We start from the raw sequence: 16,891 nt of genomic DNA on the forward strand, positions 1-16,891 counted from the left end.
GGGAATCTAATCGACTACGTCAGTCGCCGGCCTGGGCCACCGGCAATTCAAGCGTCCTGAACTGACCCGTGTGCGGCGGCGTGAGTCCAACCCGTCGCGAGACCCAGGTGCGCATGATATCGAAGATTTCGTAGAACGTCGGGATCACGAGCAACGTGAGCACCGTGGAGGTGATGACACCACCAATGACCGCGACGCCAAGCGGCGCGCGGAACTGCGCGCCTTCACCACGCCCGAGGGCCACCGGAATCATGCCGGCAATCAGGGCGAAGGTCGTCATCAGAATCGGACGCAAACGGATGGCTCCGGCTTCGATCAGCGCCTCGCGCAGCGGCATCCCTTGCTGCTCACGCGCCTGCTTCGCGAAATCCACCAGTAGGATCGCGTTCTTCGCCACGATGCCGCACAGCAGGATCACACCGATGAGGCTCATCAGGTTGATCGTGTTGCCGGTGATCGCGAGGGCGCCCATGACACCGATCAGCGACAGCGGCAGCGAGATCAGAATGGCGATCGGGTCGAGGAACGATCCGAACTGCACAACAAGGATGAGGTACATCAGGGCCACCGCGACACCGAGCGCGATGAAGATGTTGGTGAACACTTCCTCCTGCTGCTGCACTTGCCCGCCCGACGACAGACGAACGCCCGGCGGCATCGTGATCCCGGCCGTCTTGCTGTCGATCTCGGCTTTTACTTCAGAGAGCGAGCGCCCAGCGACGTTCGCCTCCACCCTGATCACGTTGTCCCGATTGAGGTGATTCACGACGGCCGGTCCGAGTTCGCTGGTGATGCGCGCGACCTGCTGCAGCGGGATGAGGGTGGCATTCTGGCCCGTCCCGACGGCCACCGGCAGCATCGCGAGGTCGTTGGTGCGGGCCCGCGCCGCTGGCGCGAGTCGCACGATCACCTTGCGCGTCTCGTTGGTTGGATCGACCCAGTCGCCCGCGTCGAGACCGGCGAAGGCCGGACGAATCGATTGAGCCACCTGGGCGACATTGAGGCCGAGCGCACCGGCCAGGCCGCGGTCCACCTGCACCGTGAGTTCCGGCTTCTGTCCTTTCGTGCTGAGCCCCACGTCCACCGCACCTGGCACCGCGCTGACCGCGGTCAGATACTGGTTGGCCACCGCTTGCAGTGACGCTTTGTCGTTGCCGCGCAACTCCATGGAGATCTGCTTCTGCTGCCCTCCGAAGTCACTCGTGAACACCGCAACGCTGGCGCCCGCAATGCGTTTCACCTCCTCACGCATCACCGCCCCGAGATCCTCCGCGTTCAATTGACCGGCCTTGAGACGCTCGCCTTTCGGCCTGAGCTTGAGGTAAATGCTTGCTTTGTCGACCGCGCCGCTGGCTCCGCCGGCACTGACGAAGCTGTACAGCACCTCCGGATGCTTGGACGAGTCCGTAAGCACCAGAGCCTCCTGCGTCTTCTGTCGCAGATAGTCGAGGTTGGCCCCAGGCGGCGTTTCGATCGACAGCGTCAGCTCGGCATTGTCCTCGAGCGGGAAGAAGCTGCCACCAACCACGCCCGTCGCCGGCATCGCCAGCGCCACCACGAGCGAGGTGACCGCCAGCAAGACCATGCTCTTCGGATGATCGAGCGCCCAGCCGATAAGCTTGCGATAGCCGTTGGCCAGACCGTTGAACCAATGATTGAACTTGTCGAGCTGCTTGGTGATCCAACTCTTCTCGTGCTCCTCGAGATGCGGATCAGGCCAGTAGGCCGACAGCATCGGATCGAGCGAGAAGGAGACGAATAGTGACACGAGTACCGAACAGGCGATGGTGAGCGCGAACGGCTTGAACCACTGTCCGGACAGACCCTGCAGAAACGCGATCGGCACGAACACCGCGACAATCGAGAACGTGGTCGCCGCAACGGCCAGCCCGATCTCGGCGGTGCCTTCACGCGCCGCCGTGTAATGGTCCTTTCCCATCTCCACGTGTCGCACGATATTCTCGCGCACCACGATTGCGTCGTCGATCAGAATGCCGATCGCCAGGGAAAGGCCCAGGAGTGACATCGTATTGAGCGTGAAGCCGAACGCCCACACGGCAATGAAGCTCGCCAGCACCGACACCGGCAGCGCAAGGCCGGTGATCACGGTGGAACGCCATGAATTGAGGAACAGGAACACGACGAGTACCGTGAGCAGCGCACCTTCGATGAGCGCACTCTGTACGTTGTCGACGGAGTTCTCGACGCGCGTGCCCTTGTTCTTCACCACTTCGAAGTTTGCCCCCTTGGGGAGCGTGGGGCGCAACTCATTCACCCGCTTGATGATCGCGTCGGCCACGGCGGTAGTGCTGTAGCCCTTCGTCTTCTTGACCTCCAAGCCCACCGCATCGCGACCGTTAAAGAGCGAGAGGGTTCGCAGTTCCTCGACGCCGTCGCTGACCGTGGCCACGTCGCCCAGTCGCACGATGCGGCCGCCCTTCTCCGCGACCACGAGCTGCATGAAATCCTGCGGGCCGTCAAGACGTCCGCGCAGACGAATGGTCCGTTCGTCGAGCGTGCCGTTCACGCGCCCGACGGGGACCGCCAAGTTGCCTTGTTGGATCGCGCCGACGATTTGTGGCACACTGACACCCGCCGCCTGCATGCGCTGTGGATCCAGATTCACCGTCAATTCACGCTTCACAGCACCGGTGACCGACACGTCGGCAACGCCCGGAATGGCACGCAGCTCGCGCGAGATCGCCGGATCGGCCAGCATGGTCAGCTGCGCGGGGCTCAGCGAGTTCGACCACATCGACAGCGTCACGATCGGACCGTCCGTGTCGTTGAACTTCTTGATGATCGGTTCTTCGAGCTCCGGCGGTAGGTCCTGCCGCTTGGTCGCGATCGCGTCGCGGATCTCCTGCGTCGCTTCCTGCAAATCTTTCGAAAAGACGAATTCCACACGAACGAGGGCGAACCCGTCGCGCGCTTCGCCATTGATCGACTTGACGCCGGAGATGGACTGGATGGCCTCCTCGATCGGCTCGAGGACCTCGCGCTCCACCTGCTCGGGCGACGCGCCGGGATACACCGCGGTCGTGACGACGATCGGCGGCTGAACCTCAGGGAATTCGTCGGTCTGGAGCTGCGTCAGCGCGACCACGCCGAACCCTGCGATCGCCAACATGGCAACGATCGTCAGCAGCGGTTTCTTGATAGCAAAATCAGAAATGAACATGATGCAACCTGGAAGGGATGGTTCGGCCTGACACTAATGCTTCGCGTTCGTCGCGTTCTTCACGTTCTTCTGCGCTGGCGTGGCGTCTTTGGGCGCCGACACCGTGATCAGGGTGCCCACCGAGATGCCACGCGCGGCCCCGAGCAACACCGTATCGCCGCTCGCGATTCCAGTCGTCACTTCGAACGCGGCCGCCGCTTCGTCGCGAACACCGAGCTGCACCTCGACCTTCTCCACTTTGCCGCCCTTCAGGCGCATCACATTCGGCACGATGCCGGTCTGGTCGATCGCGTTCTCCGGCACCAGCACTCCCACCCGTTTCTGCGAGGCCACGCGACCTTCCACGAACAGCCCCGCCACCAGCACACCAGCCGAATTCGGCACCGACGCCAGCAAGCGCACCTGCTTCGTTTGCGGATCCACGACCGGGCTCACCCGCGTGACGCGGCCTTCCAGGACGCGATCCGACCCGTTCACCGTGAACAGCACCGGGGCACCCACCCGCACATCGGCCAGCGCCGTGGTCGGCACCGACGCTTCCACGCGCAAGCTGCGCGGATCGATCACGGTGAACAGCGCCGAACCCGGCGACACGATATCGCCCGGGCTCACCGCACGCTCCGACACCACGCCCGCAAACGGCGAGCGGATGATCGTATTGCGCAGCATCTTCTCGGCCGACGACATCCGCGCCTTCGCGTCGGCGAGCTGCGCCTGCGCACCGAGATTCGCGCGATCCGCACCTTCGACATCACGCTCGGCGATTGCACCGGCGGCCGACAACGTCTTGGAACGCTGCAATTCGCGCGCGGCCTGTTCGGCGGCCACGGTGGCTTGCGCCACGGCGGAGCGCGCCGAAATCGCCGCGTCGCGCACCGACGCGTCGTCGATCCGTCCGAGCACGGTGCCGGCGCTCACGCGCTCACCTTGTTCGACATTCGTGGCAACGATCGCGCCGCTCATCTCGGCGCGAATGCGCGCTTCGCGATCGGCCGTCAGCGTGCCGGAGATGGCCGGACCGCTGCGCAGTGTGTCGGTCCGTGCCACAGCAATGTTGTCCGGACCGATGTTCTGGGCCACGGTCGGCGTTTCGCCGGACGCGGCTTCCTGGTCTTTGCTGCACGCGGTTCCCATCAGCGTCGCCGCGAGGAGAGCGAGGAACGCGGATCGTCGAGTCATGGTTTTCATCGAGTGGGGCCGGTGGTCGAGGTGGAACCCTGCGGCAGGGGGAGGTAGGGGAGCAATTCGAGACGCTTGCGCGCGACCTGCAGATTGCGCGCGGCCTGCGCGCGGTTGGCGAGTGCCTGCTGCAACTGATTGCGCGTCTCGGAGAGTTCGAGCTGCGTGGAGATCCCTTCGCGAAAGCGCACTTCGGCGATGTCATAGGCGCGTTGCGCCTGTTCGGCGGTGCCCACGCTGGCCTGCCAGGAGGCTTCCGATTCGGTCAGCTGCGCCACGGCCTGACGAGCGTCGAGCGTCGCGCCTTCTTGCGCCAGCCGCAACCGTTGGCGCGCTTCGATCACCGTCGCTTCGGCCGCCTGCACTTCACCACGCACGCGTCCCCCAGTGAAGAACGGGTACGAAAGACCAATGCCGACGGTCCAGTTCGGGAAGAAATCACCGAGGCTCGTGGGCAGAATACCCACGGGATAGGCGAGACGCTGATAGTTGGTAGTCGCCGAAATCGACGGCAGTCGTTGCGCCTTGGTGGCGCGTAGCTGTTGCTGCGCCACTTCGACGCCCTTGATGGCCTGCTTCACCGGGGCGCGCACCCCTATGCCGGTGTCACTGCCCGCGAGGACACGCGACACCGCGGCCTGCACCTGCGGATCGATCGTGAGCACCTCGGCCGCGCTGACATTCACCGTGGTGATCGGTGCCGGATTCACGACCGGTGCCGACACCGGAGACTCGGCGATGCTGTCGGTCAATGCGAGGGGCTGATCCGACGGCAGGTTGAGCAACTGGCGCAACCGCACGTAGGCCAGATCGCGATTGGTGCGCGACTGCAGCCAGCCGGGCCGCTGATTGTCGCGCGTGACGCGCGCCCGAATGAGCTCGAACTCCGACGCCGAGCCGACGGTGCGGGTGAGTTGCACCTGACGCAGGGTGCGCTCCGACTGCACGAGCGACGATTCGGATATCGCGACCAAACGATCGGTGAGCAACGCGTCGTAGTACGACTGCGTGACGTCGAGTTGCACTTGCGCTTGTGCGCTGGAGATGCCCATGTCGGCCGATTCGCGGGCCGCCTTGGCGGCACGGATGTTCGCCGTGGCGCGGCCACCGGTAAACAGCGGCTGCGAGGCAGACAACCCGACATTGAAGTTGTACTGCGACGCGAAAATTCGGGTGATCGGATTGTCGGCCGCCGACGTGGTGTCGCTTCCGCCGCCACCGCTCCCACCGCCGCTGGAGCGCTGGGAGATAGCCGCAAATTGGTTCTGCAGCTGCTTTTGCCAGTTCATGGTAGTGGACAGCTGCGGCCGCAGCGCCGAGCGCGCCTGTCCAAGCTGGCCCTGCGCGCGAAGTGAGCCGGCACGGGCGATCGCGATCTGCTCGCTCTCACCGGTGGCCAACTTCAGCGCTTCGGCGAGCGAGAGCGGGCGCGGCGCGCCGCTGCCAGCAGCGATCTGGGCGAGCACCAAGCGCGGCGCCAGCACCGTAATAACCAGCGCGGCCATCAAGGTGGTCGCGGGCGGTGTGAGTATGCGGCGCCATGGGCGCGCACCAACGAGAGACATCATTCGGGGACAGTGGTGGAGGTCGAGTCGCGTTCGACCGTACGTGTCGCACGGTGCGCGGGTTCCTGCAAAGCACCGACCCCTCGCAGAAAGATGCGGACGTAGGCACGCAATGTTTCCGGCACAGGCTGGGTGAACATCGTGGGCATCATGTCGCGATTCATCCCGTCGGCGTAGAGTGCTCCCATGAGCATCGTGGCCGCGGCGCGTACTTCGCCCGGCGAGACCTCCCCGGACTCGGTGATCCATCCGTGTCGGCGAAGTCGTACCACGTACTCGTGCACTTGCGCCATGGCGGCGCTGGGGCCGTGGGTGGCGCAATTGGCGGCGTCGGGACGGTGCTCGGCGTCGCTCATCAACTGGCGCACGATGGCGCGCATGCGCACGAGGGCCGTGTGATGCACGGTGACCCAATCGAGCAATTCCTGCTCGGGATCGACCGGTTCCTGCGGGAACGTGGCATCCTGCTCGATGCGCGAGCACTCGTGCATCACGAGGTCGAGGAGTGCGTCTTTGGAACCGAACTGACGGAAGAGCGTGACTTCGTTCACGCCCGCTTCTTCCGCGATGCGGCGGGTGGTCGCTCCGCGCCAGCCGTGCTGGGCGTACACCCGGGCGGCGGCGTGGAGAATTCTCTGGCGGTGGTCGTCAATCATGCAGGTGAGGGTAATGCAAGCAGTTGCTTGCCGCAAGCGGGTGCTTGCTTGCAGTTCGTCCCTTCCAGTTGGGACAAAAACCGGCTGGTCACTTATCACCGACACGACGCGGCGGCCTTGTGGCGGTGCTGCCATGTGGTAACGTGAGCATATGACGTCACGGCTTTTCGTCACCCCGGCGTGACCGGATTCCGAGAGCTTGCCCGCGCGGCCGCTTCGGCGCTCGCGGCGCGCCCCGACGTGCCGCTCGCCTTGGCCACGCTCGTGCAGGTAGACGGTAGCTCCTATCGTCAGCCCGGCGCGCGGCTGCTGGTGGACGCCGACGGGCGCGTGCTAGCCGGCGCGATCAGCGGCGGCTGTCTCGAGGGAGATGTGGCCGCGAGAGCGGCCGAGGTGTGTGCTACGGGCCGCGGTACTCGTCTCATGTACGACCTGCGGGCCGACTTGGAAGCGATCTGGGGCCTCGGCGCGGCGTGTGACGGCATTGCCCATCTGCTGCTCGAGCCGTTACCCGATCCGTCGTGGCTGGCCGAGGTCGATGTGATCCGCTCGCGTCGGCAGAACGGCGCCGTGCTCGCGGTGCTCGACGGACAGGGCGGTGGCAGCAGCTGCGCGGTACTCGATGGCGATGCCGCAACGGGCACGTGGCACCCCATCGGCAATGCGGTTCATGGGATCGCCGAGCCGGAGTTGCTGGTGTGTACACGGGCGGCGCAGCGTACAGGGCATCCCGTGTTGCACGACGTGCGCGACGATGCGGCATTGCTGTTCATCGACCCGTTGGTGGCGCCGATCGCGCTGCATGTAATCGGCGCGGGGCGAGGGGCCGATGCGTTCGTGCACATTGCGCGCGCGCTGGAATGGGAGGTCACGGTGATCGATCATCGCCCGGCGGTGCTGGCCGAGTTGGCGTTGCCCAGCAGCGTAACCACGCACCTGTCAACGTATCTGATGAGGCCCGACGAGACGCAGGCATTTCATGCACTGATGGCGTCGCTGCCCATGGATGGCCGCACGGCGATTGCCTTGCTGTCGCACATGTTCGACGTGGATAGCGCGTGGCTGTCGGCATTGCTGCCATTACCGGTGGCGTACATCGGGGTGCTTGGGTCGCGGCAGCGCGCCGTCCAGCTACTGGAGGCGGTCAACGCCGCATACGTGGCGCGCGGCACGGCCCTGACGGAACGCATGCGCCACCGCCTGCACGCCCCGATCGGCCTCGACCTCGGCGGCGAGAGCCCAGCCTCGATCGCGTTGGCTGCGATTGCGGAGATCGAAGCCGTGATCCATGGCCGCCCCGCCGGGTTTCTGCGGGAGCGTCTGAGCCCGATCCACGCCCGCACGCCGACCCCGCGGGTGTTCGATCATGAGGGACCGGTGTCGTCGCAATGCGATGCGGGGCTCGACGACCGACCGACGTGACGGTGGCGGGACGACGGTACGAATGACGGTGGCCGGATGAGGCTCGCGGTATGACGGTGGCGCCATGACCGTGGCCGGTGTGCTGCTGGCGGCGGGCGGGTCTCGTCGGTTGGGGGCCCCGAAGCAGCTGCTCAAGACGAACGGAGTGACGCTCGTAGAGCGCGCGGCCCGCCAACTGCTCGACGCCGGTTGCTGTCCGGTTATTGTCGTGCTCGGCGCCAATGCCGCCGAAGTACGCGATGCTGTTTCGATGCTGACGCTCGAGTGTGTCGAAAATGCGCACTGGGAACGCGGCATGGGCACCTCGATCGCTTTGGCGATGACGGCGCTGAACGCTGTACGTTTTGCCGAGGTACGGGCGGCGCTGATCGCCACCTGCGATATGCCGGCGGTTACCGTCGAGCATTTGGTGGCACTGAAAACCGCCTCGAACTCCTGCGACGCGACATCTAGCGCTGTCTCCGGCACTACCTCCGGCGTTCGGCGCGTGGCGTCGTCCTACGTCGGCCCCGACGGCGCGACGGTTCGGGGCATTCCGGCCGTGCTACCGCGTGCCGACTGGTCGGCGCTGGCAGCGCTCGACGGCGACGAAGGAGCCCGCGCCCAGCTGCGGCAGCCGGACACACTTACGGTTTCTCTTCGGCATGGTAGTTTCGATCTCGACACCCCGGCCGATGTCGCTGCTTGGCACGCGTCCGAGGCGGTCTCCCCGTAGCACTCCAGTCCACCGTCAGCGCCGCCGCCCATGTCCCTCGTGCACACCGCCCTCGCCGATCTCGACCACGAGATGGCCAACACCCGCAAAATGCTGGAGCGCATTCCCGAAGCGCACCTCGACTTCACGCCGCACGAAAAGTCATGGCCGCTGCGCAAGCTGGCCAACCACCTCACCGACTTCGGGATGTGGGGCGAGGTGACGATCACGACGTCGGAGCTCGACCTCGCGCAGCCCATGCCGCCGCACACCATTCCGACCACCGCCGCCGGCTTCGTGGCGGTGTTCGACGAACGCTTGGCACGGTTTCGGAAGGCGCTGGCGACAGTCACCGACGAACAGCTCATGGAGACGTGGACGCTTCGGATGGGCGCGCATGTCATCATGGCCGAGCCGAAGCTCGCCGTGCTGCGCACCACCGTGATCAGCCACATGATCCACCATCGCGCGCAGCTCACGCTCTACTATCGTCTGCTCGGCGTGCCGGTACCGGGGCTGTACGGGCCGTCGGCCGACGAGCAGTAGGCCAGATGCGGTGCGCCGAATGCGGTGCGCCGAATGCGGTGCGCCGGATGCGGTGCGCCGGATGCGGTGCGCCGGTACGCGATCGCCGGGCCACCGCGTACCGGGCCCCCGTCGGCGGGTGACGAGAAGAATTTGGGTCGGGGGTTGGTGGCATTCACACAATGTGAGCTACCACAGTCGATCACACGCCCGTCTCAACGGACTGCAAAGATGAAAATCGTTTTTGCAATGCGGCTGTTCGTGCACGGACTCCTTCACCTGTCGGGCACCGCGACGGCGTTCGGCGGGGCGGACATGCTGCAACTCACGCAGCAGATCAGCACGCCGATGGGAATCGTCTGGCGGTGTGCCTCGCGGTTGTTTGCCGTCACGACCGTTGCGGTGTTTACCTGGCCTGAGCAGTAGTTGATGCTCGGCGCCGCGGCGATTGCCGTATCGCACGTCGCCATACTGTCGTCGTGGACAGACGCGCACTTCGGCACGATCGCCAATGTGATTGCGCTTGGCGGAGTCGTCTTCGGGTTCGCATCCGTCGGCCCGTTGAGCCTGCGCGCACAGTTCCAGCGAAACGTGAACGATGGCGTTCGTCACACTATCGCAGCGCCGCTCCTTCGCGATGCGGACATTGCGGCGTTGCCGCCCACCGTGCAGCGGTACATCCGCCCGAACGGTGCCGTGGGACAGCCGCCTATGCAGAATTCCCGTGACCGCTTTCATGGCCGGATCCGAAGCGGCACGACGGCACGATGGATGCCGTCCACCGGCATACAGTGCAATTTTTACGATGCGCCATCGCGATGGTTCTACATGGACGCGACGATGTTCGGTGTTCCGGTGAAGGTCTTCCATCGGTTCGTCAGACCGTCGGCAACCATGCGCGTGAAGCTCGCGGCATTGTTCCCTCGGGGAGGCCCGGGCGGTCCGATCATGGACAACGCGGAAACGGTCACACTCTTCAACGACCGGTGTGTGTTCGTGCCGGGCGCACTGATTTCGCCGAACATCACGCGGCAGGAGATCGGTGCCAACACGGTCAGCGCCGTCTTCACTAACCACACGCGCATGGTGAGCGCCGTGCTGTCGATCAATTTCGCAGGCGAACTGACGGACTTCGTCGCCGACGGTCGCGGTGCAGTGAGCGCCGACGGGACGTCGTTTGTCGAGATGCACTGGCCAACGCCACCCCGTGACTATCGCGCCTTTGGTGTCCATCGCACGGCGTCGCACGGAGAAGACGTGTGGCACGCGCCGGCCGACAGCGACGCGTATCTCGAATTTGCCGTCGATGATGTCGCGTTCAATGTCGGCGACACCGAACGCGACGCGAAGGACGAGCGGTAGCTGAGCCATGAAGCGGATCCTTGTGACCGGCGCCTCCGGTCAAGTCGGCTCGGCCGTGATTGCGGCGCTGCGTGCCATCGACGGCCTCGTCGTTCGCGCGGGTGTGCGAGACGTCACAACGGAGACCGCGAAATGGAGTGGCGACCCACGCGTGCAACCGGTGGGCTTCGACTTTCTCGACCCCGCCAGTCAGGACGCTGCGCTGGCCGACTGCGACAGTCTCTTCCTGCTGCGTCCGCCGCAACTCACCAGCGACGTTGGTGACGTGATTGCGCGGGCGCGACAGCATGGCGTGAAACACATTGTGTTCTTGTCGGTGCAGGGGGTGGAGCGCAATTGGTTCGTTCCGCACCACCACATCGAACGGCGGCTCGTCTCCAGCGGCGTGCCGTACACGATGCTGCGGCCGGCCTACTTCATGCAGAACTTCACGAGTACGCTGCACGATGAATTGGTGCGCCGGCACCGCATCTTTCTGCCGGCGGGCAATGCCCAGTTCACGCTCGTGGATGTCGGTGACATTGCCCGTGTGGCAGCTCGGGTGCTGACGCAGTCCGGCACGCAGCACCATGGGCAGGCCTACACCGTGACGTCGGGAACACCGTTGAACTTTGCGCAGATGGCCGCTCAGTTGACGACGGGATTGGGAACGCCCATTACCTATGTCTCGCCGAGCCCCTGGCGCTTCTACCGTACGCTGCGACGCGACGGTCGCGAGCCCGGCCTGATCCTCGTGATGCTGTTGCTCCACATGCTGCCGCGAGTCACGGGCACGCCGCCCGTGACGCACACGGTGGCCGACTTGACGGGCCGAGCGCCGATCGAGTTCGCGCAATTCGTGGCAGCCCATCGGGCCGAGTTGCTCGTTGCGCCGACTCGCTGAAATGACAGGGCCTGCACGGTGTCGCGCGATCAAGCGACTGTGCCAAGCCAGACCCGTCCACGGAGATCGTCAACCATTCGATCCGTGGCGCCGCCAAGGCGTAGTTGCCCTTGGTGACGCAACGCCACTTCCACGCGCGACACGCACCGGCACGACGCCTCGCTCGACTGGCAGGAGATGTCGGAGCGCGGCTCCGCCTCGAGCGTTTCCGCAATCAAGCTGACATCCACCGGCTGGGTCGACCTGAATGGACTGACATGACGCATTCGCGGCGGAGGGTCTGGCGAAGCGCGCGTCACGTCGCAGGTCGCGAGGGTCTCGCACAGTGTGATCATCCGGCGCGATGCAGAGCCCAACCGATCCGTGCGCTCTCGCGGGCGCAGTGCTGACGAATCGGCCGCGCGGACGCTGGTTCGCGGCGCTACTCCCCTTCTCCAACGAATTTTGTCGGGAAAAAGGATCCGAACGCTAGGCGTAGATGCTTTGCGTTTTCTATGGCGTGCATTGGTCCATACCATGACGAGGGTGAGGTGCACGAGCGCATCGACCACCCAGATTGGAATTCCGAGGCACATACCCTTTCACGGACCACGTCGCGTTCCGACCGTACATTGTGCGGACCGCATACATTTGGACGACCGGATCGCCGCGGCGGCCCTCGGTCAACCGAGGTGACTCAACAGACTTTGCACGAGGAGGGGAGGGTGGCGACAAAGCGGACCACGCGGTTGAAAAGCGCTCGCCAGCCTCTCACCAGAGCACTGGTGCTGCAGCGCGCGATGGAGCTCGCGGATGCGCGAGGCATCGACAGGCTCACGATGCGATCACTCGCCAGCGAGCTCGGCATCGAAGCAATGTCGCTCTACCCTCACGTAGCAAACAAGGAACAGATCCTCGACGGAACGATCGACCTCGGGTTCGACGGAATCGAACGCCCCTCGACCGGACTTTCGTGGAGCGCGGCGCGTCGGTGGCGAGCGACATCAGCCCATCGCGTCCTTATACAACACGCTTGGCGGTCGGCCTGATGGATTCGCGAACCTCGATGGGTGCCGCCACCATGCGACACCACGACACGATGATCGGCGTGTTGCGCACGGCCGGCATTTCAATGAGCGCGGTGGCCAAAGTGGGCGCCCTGCTGCACTCGTACGTCGTTGGATTCGTGCTCCAGGAACGGAGCCTCCCGGAAGCCAGCGCCGAGGTGATCGAGGCGATGTGGCGTTGACCCGAATTCACGGACCCGGGGTGGACACGGCGCACGCCATCCGATGGCGTGACGGTGCGTTCGCCGGCGGGCTCCGTGCGTGGAACGCGGTCCGTCGGGTGACCACGCGATGCGGGGGATCGGCACGGAAACGCGCGCGTCCCGCCGGAGCTGAGACAACCAGAGACCACCCGACACTAGGGATCGGCTCCCCGTGTGGCGCGGGCGCCGTCACGGCACGAACCACACCCGGTGGATGTGTGGCGCGGCGGACGGACGCGGCGCCGCGCGACGACCGATCGGGGTGGTGTTCGCGGTGATCCGCGGAAGCGGAGTGTGTTACGACCGCGGACGAACCGCGGTACCGCAGATTGGCACGACGCTTCGCGGATACACACCAACACCAACGACCACGGCCACGGCCACGGCCACGGCCACGGCCACGCCGCACGCGGCGGGGAATGGACCCTGAACAGCAGAGGCACCGCTACTACGTTCAAACCTGCCTCAGCCGCTGCCGCTCTTGCCGTACGCCTGCTGGCACCTTGTCACCGTCACGCTGTGCGTATCCGCCTGGGGCCTTTTGCGGCCTGTAGACCCTCGAACCATTTAGACTCACGTAGGCGAAGCTTGGCTTCTCTTTGGCGCGGTGTCACTCCTCATCGGAGGCAGTCCCGCGTTGTTGCTGGCTCTGCCTCAACGGGCACTGCTCATTTCGGCAGGAGTATTGGCCTAGGCTGGGTCGCGCCGCTTAGTCGACTCATCGACTGACGGGAGAAGCCACTGAGTTGTCCCCGGTTCCGTGGCGTACGACTCGTGGTGCGGTGGCCTGCCTACCGGCCCACCGCCAGCGCGGTGATGATGCGAACGAGCCCGTCCACGTCACGCAGGTCCAACACTTCGCCGGGCGTGTGTGAATACCGGCCCGGCCACGACAGCCCCACGTTCGGCGCACCATATGGCGCAATCGCCGATCCGTCGGTGGAACCATGCGTGGTGCCCACCTGCACGGGAATGCCTTGCGCTCGCGCGACCGCGAGCACGCGTGCGCGTTCCGCGGGTGGCGAGATGGCGCCGTCGTCGAGCCCGCGCAGCACGAAGCCCTTGCCCAGCGGGGCATAGGCGAACGCGGGATCTTCAAGCGGCGTATCCGAACTCACGAACGTGTCTACGCTATAGATCCGCTGGAGCGAACGACCGTGATTCGCGCCGAAGGCGCCGGCACCATTCAGTCCGCCTTCCTCACGCACCGACCACACGAACAGCACTTTGTGTGTGAGTGTGCTCGGATCGATGCGCTGCACTGCCTGCAACAACGCGGTGCTACCCGTGCGATCGTCGCTACCACGTCCGGTGAGACGCGTGCCGCCCAGCCGGGCCGCGCGCTTGTAGCCGGTCACCGCGCTGCCCACGCGCACGCCCTGCGCCACGAGCGCGGCCGAATCTACACCAAACCATGCGGTGCTTATGGCCGGCGCCTTCACGCGCGCGGAGTCCCGCGGAACAAATATTCCACGCAGGGACGGCGCGGCGGCGTTGCTACCCGCACGATCGAAGTGCAATGCCGCTGGTTGTCCCTCCCAGGCACTCGGCACGACGCCACCGCGACGCGCCAACCGCACCGTACCGTCGCGCGCAATGGTCTCCACTTCGAAACTCACTTCGTCCATGTGCGCGATGAACGCCACAGAGTCCCGATCGGGGCCGGCGGCCACGATGAGATTGCCGGCGCTATCGAGCACCGCCCGCGACTTTGCCCACGCCGGCAGTAACGCGGTAATCGCCTCGCGCACACGCCACTCGTGCCCCGGCACACCCGGCAAGTCGGCGATCGCGAAGAACGTGTTCTCGATGGTCACGTACGCGTCGCGGCGTGGCGCGCGCGCCATCACCGTGGCACGGGCGGTGTCGAGGGACGGTGCCAGCATCATTGGTGTGGCGGTCAGGCCACCGACGCGCGCGGCGTCCTGCAGCACCGTGCGGACATCAGCGGCCGCCAGCGATTCCACCAGTGAACCGGCAAAGCGTACGGCCGGGGAGATCACGCGAACGCTGTCGAGCCCCGTAGAGGCGATCACGCGGGTGATGGCGCGTTTCGACGGCCCGAGACGCGTGACGGCGACCATGCTGGAACTGCCCACCGCCTTGCCTTCGTCGAACAACGTGAGCACATCGACACGCCCGGCGCGCGCTAGCACCGCGGCCAGTCCGACCCACCCGAAGCTGCGCTGCGACGACAGCACGTAGATCGTTTCCCCGGATCGCGACGAGGCGGAAGCCGAGACGGCAGTCGAGGTGGTGGCCACAGCGCCGGCGCTCGCTACGGCCGCGCAACTCGCGCGCGCACCGGCCGCCGGTCCGGAGGCGTACCCGGCGTACGTCCACACCGGTCGCCAGGCGACGACGGGATCGAGCAATGAAATGCCCAGCGCTTCGGCCTGCGCTCTCGTGCTCGCGCCCACATCAACCCAGAGCTGATCGACGCCCACCACGCTGGTGTCGCCACGATGCTGTCGCGCAAAGTGTCCGTTGGCGATGGCCACCACTCCGGCAACTTCGCCGCGCGCTGTAAAAATGCGCAGCTGGTGGGCCTCGTGAAACTGATCCCACAGTGGATGCGCGGCCACACCGGTGCGATGGAGTCGCACGTAGCCCGCCTCGGTGATGCCGCTGACCACGAAGGCCGGCACGTCCATGGCGCAGGCGATCACGCGTCGCGGAGATCCACTACCGACGCGTTTCACCAGATTGCCCATGTTGTCGCGCGTCCAGCCCGGAAGCACGGACCGCAACGCGTCGAGGGCCTGCGCTTCACCACTCGGCGGAGCCGCCAACACGATCCAACGAGCCACCGCCTCGACGAGCGCCGAGTCGGTCATTGCCGCGTTGGCCATCGCCGATTCAGCTGGTGGCCCGCTCTGCGCTACGAGTGGCGCGCTGGCCGAACAACAGGCGACGGACAAAACGGCGATATGAAGCGAACGATGCACAGCGACACTCGGCGTCAGTGGTGAACCGCGTAATGGGTGGTTCCGCACGCGCAGAGGCAAGGGTGCGCCACGAAAAGGCCGGGTCGCTCTGTCAACGCCCCGGCGTTTTCACCTACGGTGTTCCGTTCTCGCGATGACTCGACTTCAGTTCGCCGGCGGTGTTGGCGGGGCTGCGTCGGGGGTCTCACCACCGCGTCGCAGGCGCGGCATGGTCCACTGCGGTCCACCGGGCCACCCTTCCTGATGCCACCCTGTCGCATGCCGCGCGGTCGCATACCACCCTGTCGCATGCCACGCTCACGGTCGGCGCCGGCGCGGCCACGTCGCTGTTGTCGCATGTTGTCCACCTTCGTCTTCTGCGCCGACGTGAGCACCGCCCGTACGTCCTGCTGGGTCGCGAGGCGAGTCAGCATTTGCTCGTTGCGCAGACGGCTGAGCTTGTCGAGTGCGGCGCGGGCACCGGCGAGATTTCCGTCGCCCTGCGTGGCGTCGAGCAAATCAGCCTGAGCGCGCATCATGTCGGTGGCGTTCGACTTCGGCGCGGGCGCGGCCTGTAGCGCTTCGAGACGCTTTACCTGAGCATCGGTGAGTTCGAGCGGCGTGCGGGCGCGGAGTAACATCGCGGCCGGATGCCCTCCGCCGGGACCACCGCGGGACCCGGGACCACCGCCGGACCCGGGACCAGCAAAGTGCGCTCCCGGTCCAGACTGTGCGTGCGAGGGATCAGCCGCACCGGGAATCGGCGCCGCCGCACGAGGACGCGGTGCCCGACGCATAACGGAACGCTGTGACGGAGGCGCCTGCGCGACGAGCAGCGACGGAACGAAGGCGCTCATGGCGAGAGCGAGCGCAAAGGAACGGGAATGTGAGCGTCGCATTTGACTTATCTCCAGTGTGGGCCGCGTTCGCCAAGACCGGCGCCCGCTTCACCCCATTGGACGAGGATGCAGATCCGATGTTAAGGCATAGACACCTTCTGACCCAATCCGAGAATCTGAGTTCAACGGGATGACCCACTATTGCGTCACGGGGTAGACGCTTCGTGCGCCACGCTGCACTCTCTTCATGCCCGATAGTGCCCAATTTATTGGCGCGACCAGTACGTCGCTCCCGACCCTCGCCCCCGCCCAGACCACTCCGTGGGAACCTGGTTCGAATCCGTCACCACCCTGCTCTTCAAGTATCCTCCGCGCGTTTTCGCACGGGGTGATCTGATGATGGCACCGG

14 protein-coding genes are annotated in these 16,891 nt (G+C 65.6%); 8 read left to right on the top strand and 6 right to left on the bottom strand.

The features are described 5' to 3' along the window. Nucleotides 1–19: 19 nt before the first annotated feature. Genes ACLL97_RS04155 through ACLL97_RS04170 form a run of 4 tightly spaced genes read right to left on the bottom strand, consistent with a single transcriptional unit; the run spans nt 20 to nt 6,581 of the window. Nucleotides 20–3,181, bottom strand: a complete 3,162-nt coding sequence (locus tag ACLL97_RS04155) for an efflux RND transporter permease subunit (RefSeq protein ID WP_411279214.1) — start codon at nt 3,179–3,181, stop codon at nt 20–22. A 33-nt stretch (nt 3,182–3,214) separates the two neighbouring features. Continuing rightward, complete coding sequence (locus ACLL97_RS04160; protein ID WP_411279215.1) at nt 3,215–4,360, bottom strand: efflux RND transporter periplasmic adaptor subunit; 1,146 nt, start codon at nt 4,358–4,360, stop codon at nt 3,215–3,217. Nucleotides 4,361–4,365: 5 nt separating this feature from the next. After that, nucleotides 4,366–5,928: a TolC family protein gene (locus tag ACLL97_RS04165; protein ID WP_411279216.1), complete on the bottom strand. Its 1,563-nt coding sequence runs from the start codon at nt 5,926–5,928 to the stop codon at nt 4,366–4,368. Next, complete coding sequence (locus ACLL97_RS04170) at nt 5,925–6,581, bottom strand: TetR/AcrR family transcriptional regulator (protein WP_411279217.1); 657 nt, start codon at nt 6,579–6,581, stop codon at nt 5,925–5,927. The genes ACLL97_RS04165 and ACLL97_RS04170 overlap by 4 nt, the downstream gene beginning before the upstream one ends. A gap of 180 nt (nt 6,582–6,761) precedes the next feature. On the opposite strand from ACLL97_RS04170, the gene ACLL97_RS04175 reads away from it, so the two are divergent. The 8 genes from ACLL97_RS04175 (at nt 6,762) to ACLL97_RS04210 (ending at nt 12,695) form a co-directional block, all read left to right on the top strand. Further along, entirely contained in the window at nt 6,762–8,003 is a 1,242-nt protein-coding gene (locus tag ACLL97_RS04175) for an XdhC family protein (protein WP_411279218.1), read from the top strand. 64 nt (nt 8,004–8,067) lie between these two features. Continuing rightward, the gene (locus ACLL97_RS04180) at nt 8,068–8,718 is read left to right on the top strand and encodes an NTP transferase domain-containing protein (RefSeq protein WP_411279219.1); all 651 of its coding nucleotides are present in this window, start codon (nt 8,068–8,070) and stop codon (nt 8,716–8,718) included. Between the two features lie 30 nt (nt 8,719–8,748). Then, nucleotides 8,749–9,243 carry a DinB family protein gene (locus ACLL97_RS04185; protein ID WP_411279220.1) on the top strand — a complete coding sequence of 165 codons (495 nt, stop codon included), beginning with the start codon at nt 8,749–8,751 and terminating at the stop codon, nt 9,241–9,243. A 210-nt stretch (nt 9,244–9,453) separates the two neighbouring features. Beyond that, on the top strand, nt 9,454–9,648 hold the full coding sequence (locus ACLL97_RS04190) for a hypothetical protein (protein ID WP_411279221.1): 195 nt from the start codon (nt 9,454–9,456) through the stop codon (nt 9,646–9,648). Between the two features lie 3 nt (nt 9,649–9,651). Next, complete coding sequence (locus ACLL97_RS04195; protein ID WP_411279222.1) at nt 9,652–10,584, top strand: DUF6544 family protein; 933 nt, start codon at nt 9,652–9,654, stop codon at nt 10,582–10,584. 7 nt (nt 10,585–10,591) lie between these two features. Further along, on the top strand, nt 10,592–11,467 hold the full coding sequence (locus ACLL97_RS04200) for an NmrA family NAD(P)-binding protein (RefSeq protein ID WP_411279223.1): 876 nt from the start codon (nt 10,592–10,594) through the stop codon (nt 11,465–11,467). Nucleotides 11,468–12,246: 779 nt separating this feature from the next. Beyond that, nucleotides 12,247–12,495 carry a TetR family transcriptional regulator gene (locus tag ACLL97_RS04205; RefSeq protein ID WP_411279227.1) on the top strand — a complete coding sequence of 83 codons (249 nt, stop codon included), beginning with the start codon at nt 12,247–12,249 and terminating at the stop codon, nt 12,493–12,495. Further along, nucleotides 12,495–12,695, top strand: a complete 201-nt coding sequence (locus ACLL97_RS04210; RefSeq protein WP_411279224.1) for a TetR/AcrR family transcriptional regulator C-terminal domain-containing protein — start codon at nt 12,495–12,497, stop codon at nt 12,693–12,695. The genes ACLL97_RS04205 and ACLL97_RS04210 overlap by 1 nt, the downstream gene beginning before the upstream one ends. Before the next feature lie 812 nt (nt 12,696–13,507). Here the strand turns inward: ACLL97_RS04210 and ACLL97_RS04215 are convergent. Together ACLL97_RS04215 and ACLL97_RS04220 are read right to left on the bottom strand one after the other, a co-directional pair. Then, nucleotides 13,508–15,568, bottom strand: a complete 2,061-nt coding sequence (locus ACLL97_RS04215) for a M20/M25/M40 family metallo-hydrolase (protein ID WP_411279225.1) — start codon at nt 15,566–15,568, stop codon at nt 13,508–13,510. Nucleotides 15,569–15,678: 110 nt separating this feature from the next. After that, nucleotides 15,679–16,500 (bottom strand): Spy/CpxP family protein refolding chaperone, encoded by an 822-nt coding sequence (locus ACLL97_RS04220; protein WP_411279226.1) that lies wholly within the window; start codon nt 16,498–16,500, stop codon nt 15,679–15,681. Nucleotides 16,501–16,891 lie beyond the last annotated feature (391 nt).

The organism is Gemmatimonas sp., assembly GCF_046594945.1.
Classification (GTDB): domain Bacteria; phylum Gemmatimonadota; class Gemmatimonadetes; order Gemmatimonadales; family Gemmatimonadaceae; genus Gemmatimonas.

What these genes read in the sequence shown, in the direction of transcription:
- ACLL97_RS04170 (WP_411279217.1), bottom strand. Translation starts at nt 6,581, where the DNA reads ATGATTGACGACCACCGCCAGAGAATTCTCCACGCCGCCGCCCGGGTG.
- ACLL97_RS04210 (WP_411279224.1), top strand. Translation starts at nt 12,495, where the DNA reads ATGGATTCGCGAACCTCGATGGGTGCCGCCACCATGCGACACCACGAC.
- ACLL97_RS04165 (WP_411279216.1), bottom strand. Translation starts at nt 5,928, where the DNA reads ATGATGTCTCTCGTTGGTGCGCGCCCATGGCGCCGCATACTCACACCG.
- ACLL97_RS04215 (WP_411279225.1), bottom strand. Translation starts at nt 15,568, where the DNA reads ATGGCCAACGCGGCAATGACCGACTCGGCGCTCGTCGAGGCGGTGGCT.
- ACLL97_RS04195 (WP_411279222.1), top strand. Translation starts at nt 9,652, where the DNA reads ATGCTCGGCGCCGCGGCGATTGCCGTATCGCACGTCGCCATACTGTCG.
- ACLL97_RS04155 (WP_411279214.1), bottom strand. Translation starts at nt 3,181, where the DNA reads ATGTTCATTTCTGATTTTGCTATCAAGAAACCGCTGCTGACGATCGTT.
- ACLL97_RS04205 (WP_411279227.1), top strand. Translation starts at nt 12,247, where the DNA reads ATGGAGCTCGCGGATGCGCGAGGCATCGACAGGCTCACGATGCGATCA.
- ACLL97_RS04190 (WP_411279221.1), top strand. Translation starts at nt 9,454, where the DNA reads ATGAAAATCGTTTTTGCAATGCGGCTGTTCGTGCACGGACTCCTTCAC.
- ACLL97_RS04160 (WP_411279215.1), bottom strand. Translation starts at nt 4,360, where the DNA reads ATGACTCGACGATCCGCGTTCCTCGCTCTCCTCGCGGCGACGCTGATG.
- ACLL97_RS04185 (WP_411279220.1), top strand. Translation starts at nt 8,749, where the DNA reads ATGTCCCTCGTGCACACCGCCCTCGCCGATCTCGACCACGAGATGGCC.
- ACLL97_RS04180 (WP_411279219.1), top strand. Translation starts at nt 8,068, where the DNA reads ATGACCGTGGCCGGTGTGCTGCTGGCGGCGGGCGGGTCTCGTCGGTTG.
- ACLL97_RS04220 (WP_411279226.1), bottom strand. Translation starts at nt 16,500, where the DNA reads ATGAGCGCCTTCGTTCCGTCGCTGCTCGTCGCGCAGGCGCCTCCGTCA.
- ACLL97_RS04200 (WP_411279223.1), top strand. Translation starts at nt 10,592, where the DNA reads ATGAAGCGGATCCTTGTGACCGGCGCCTCCGGTCAAGTCGGCTCGGCC.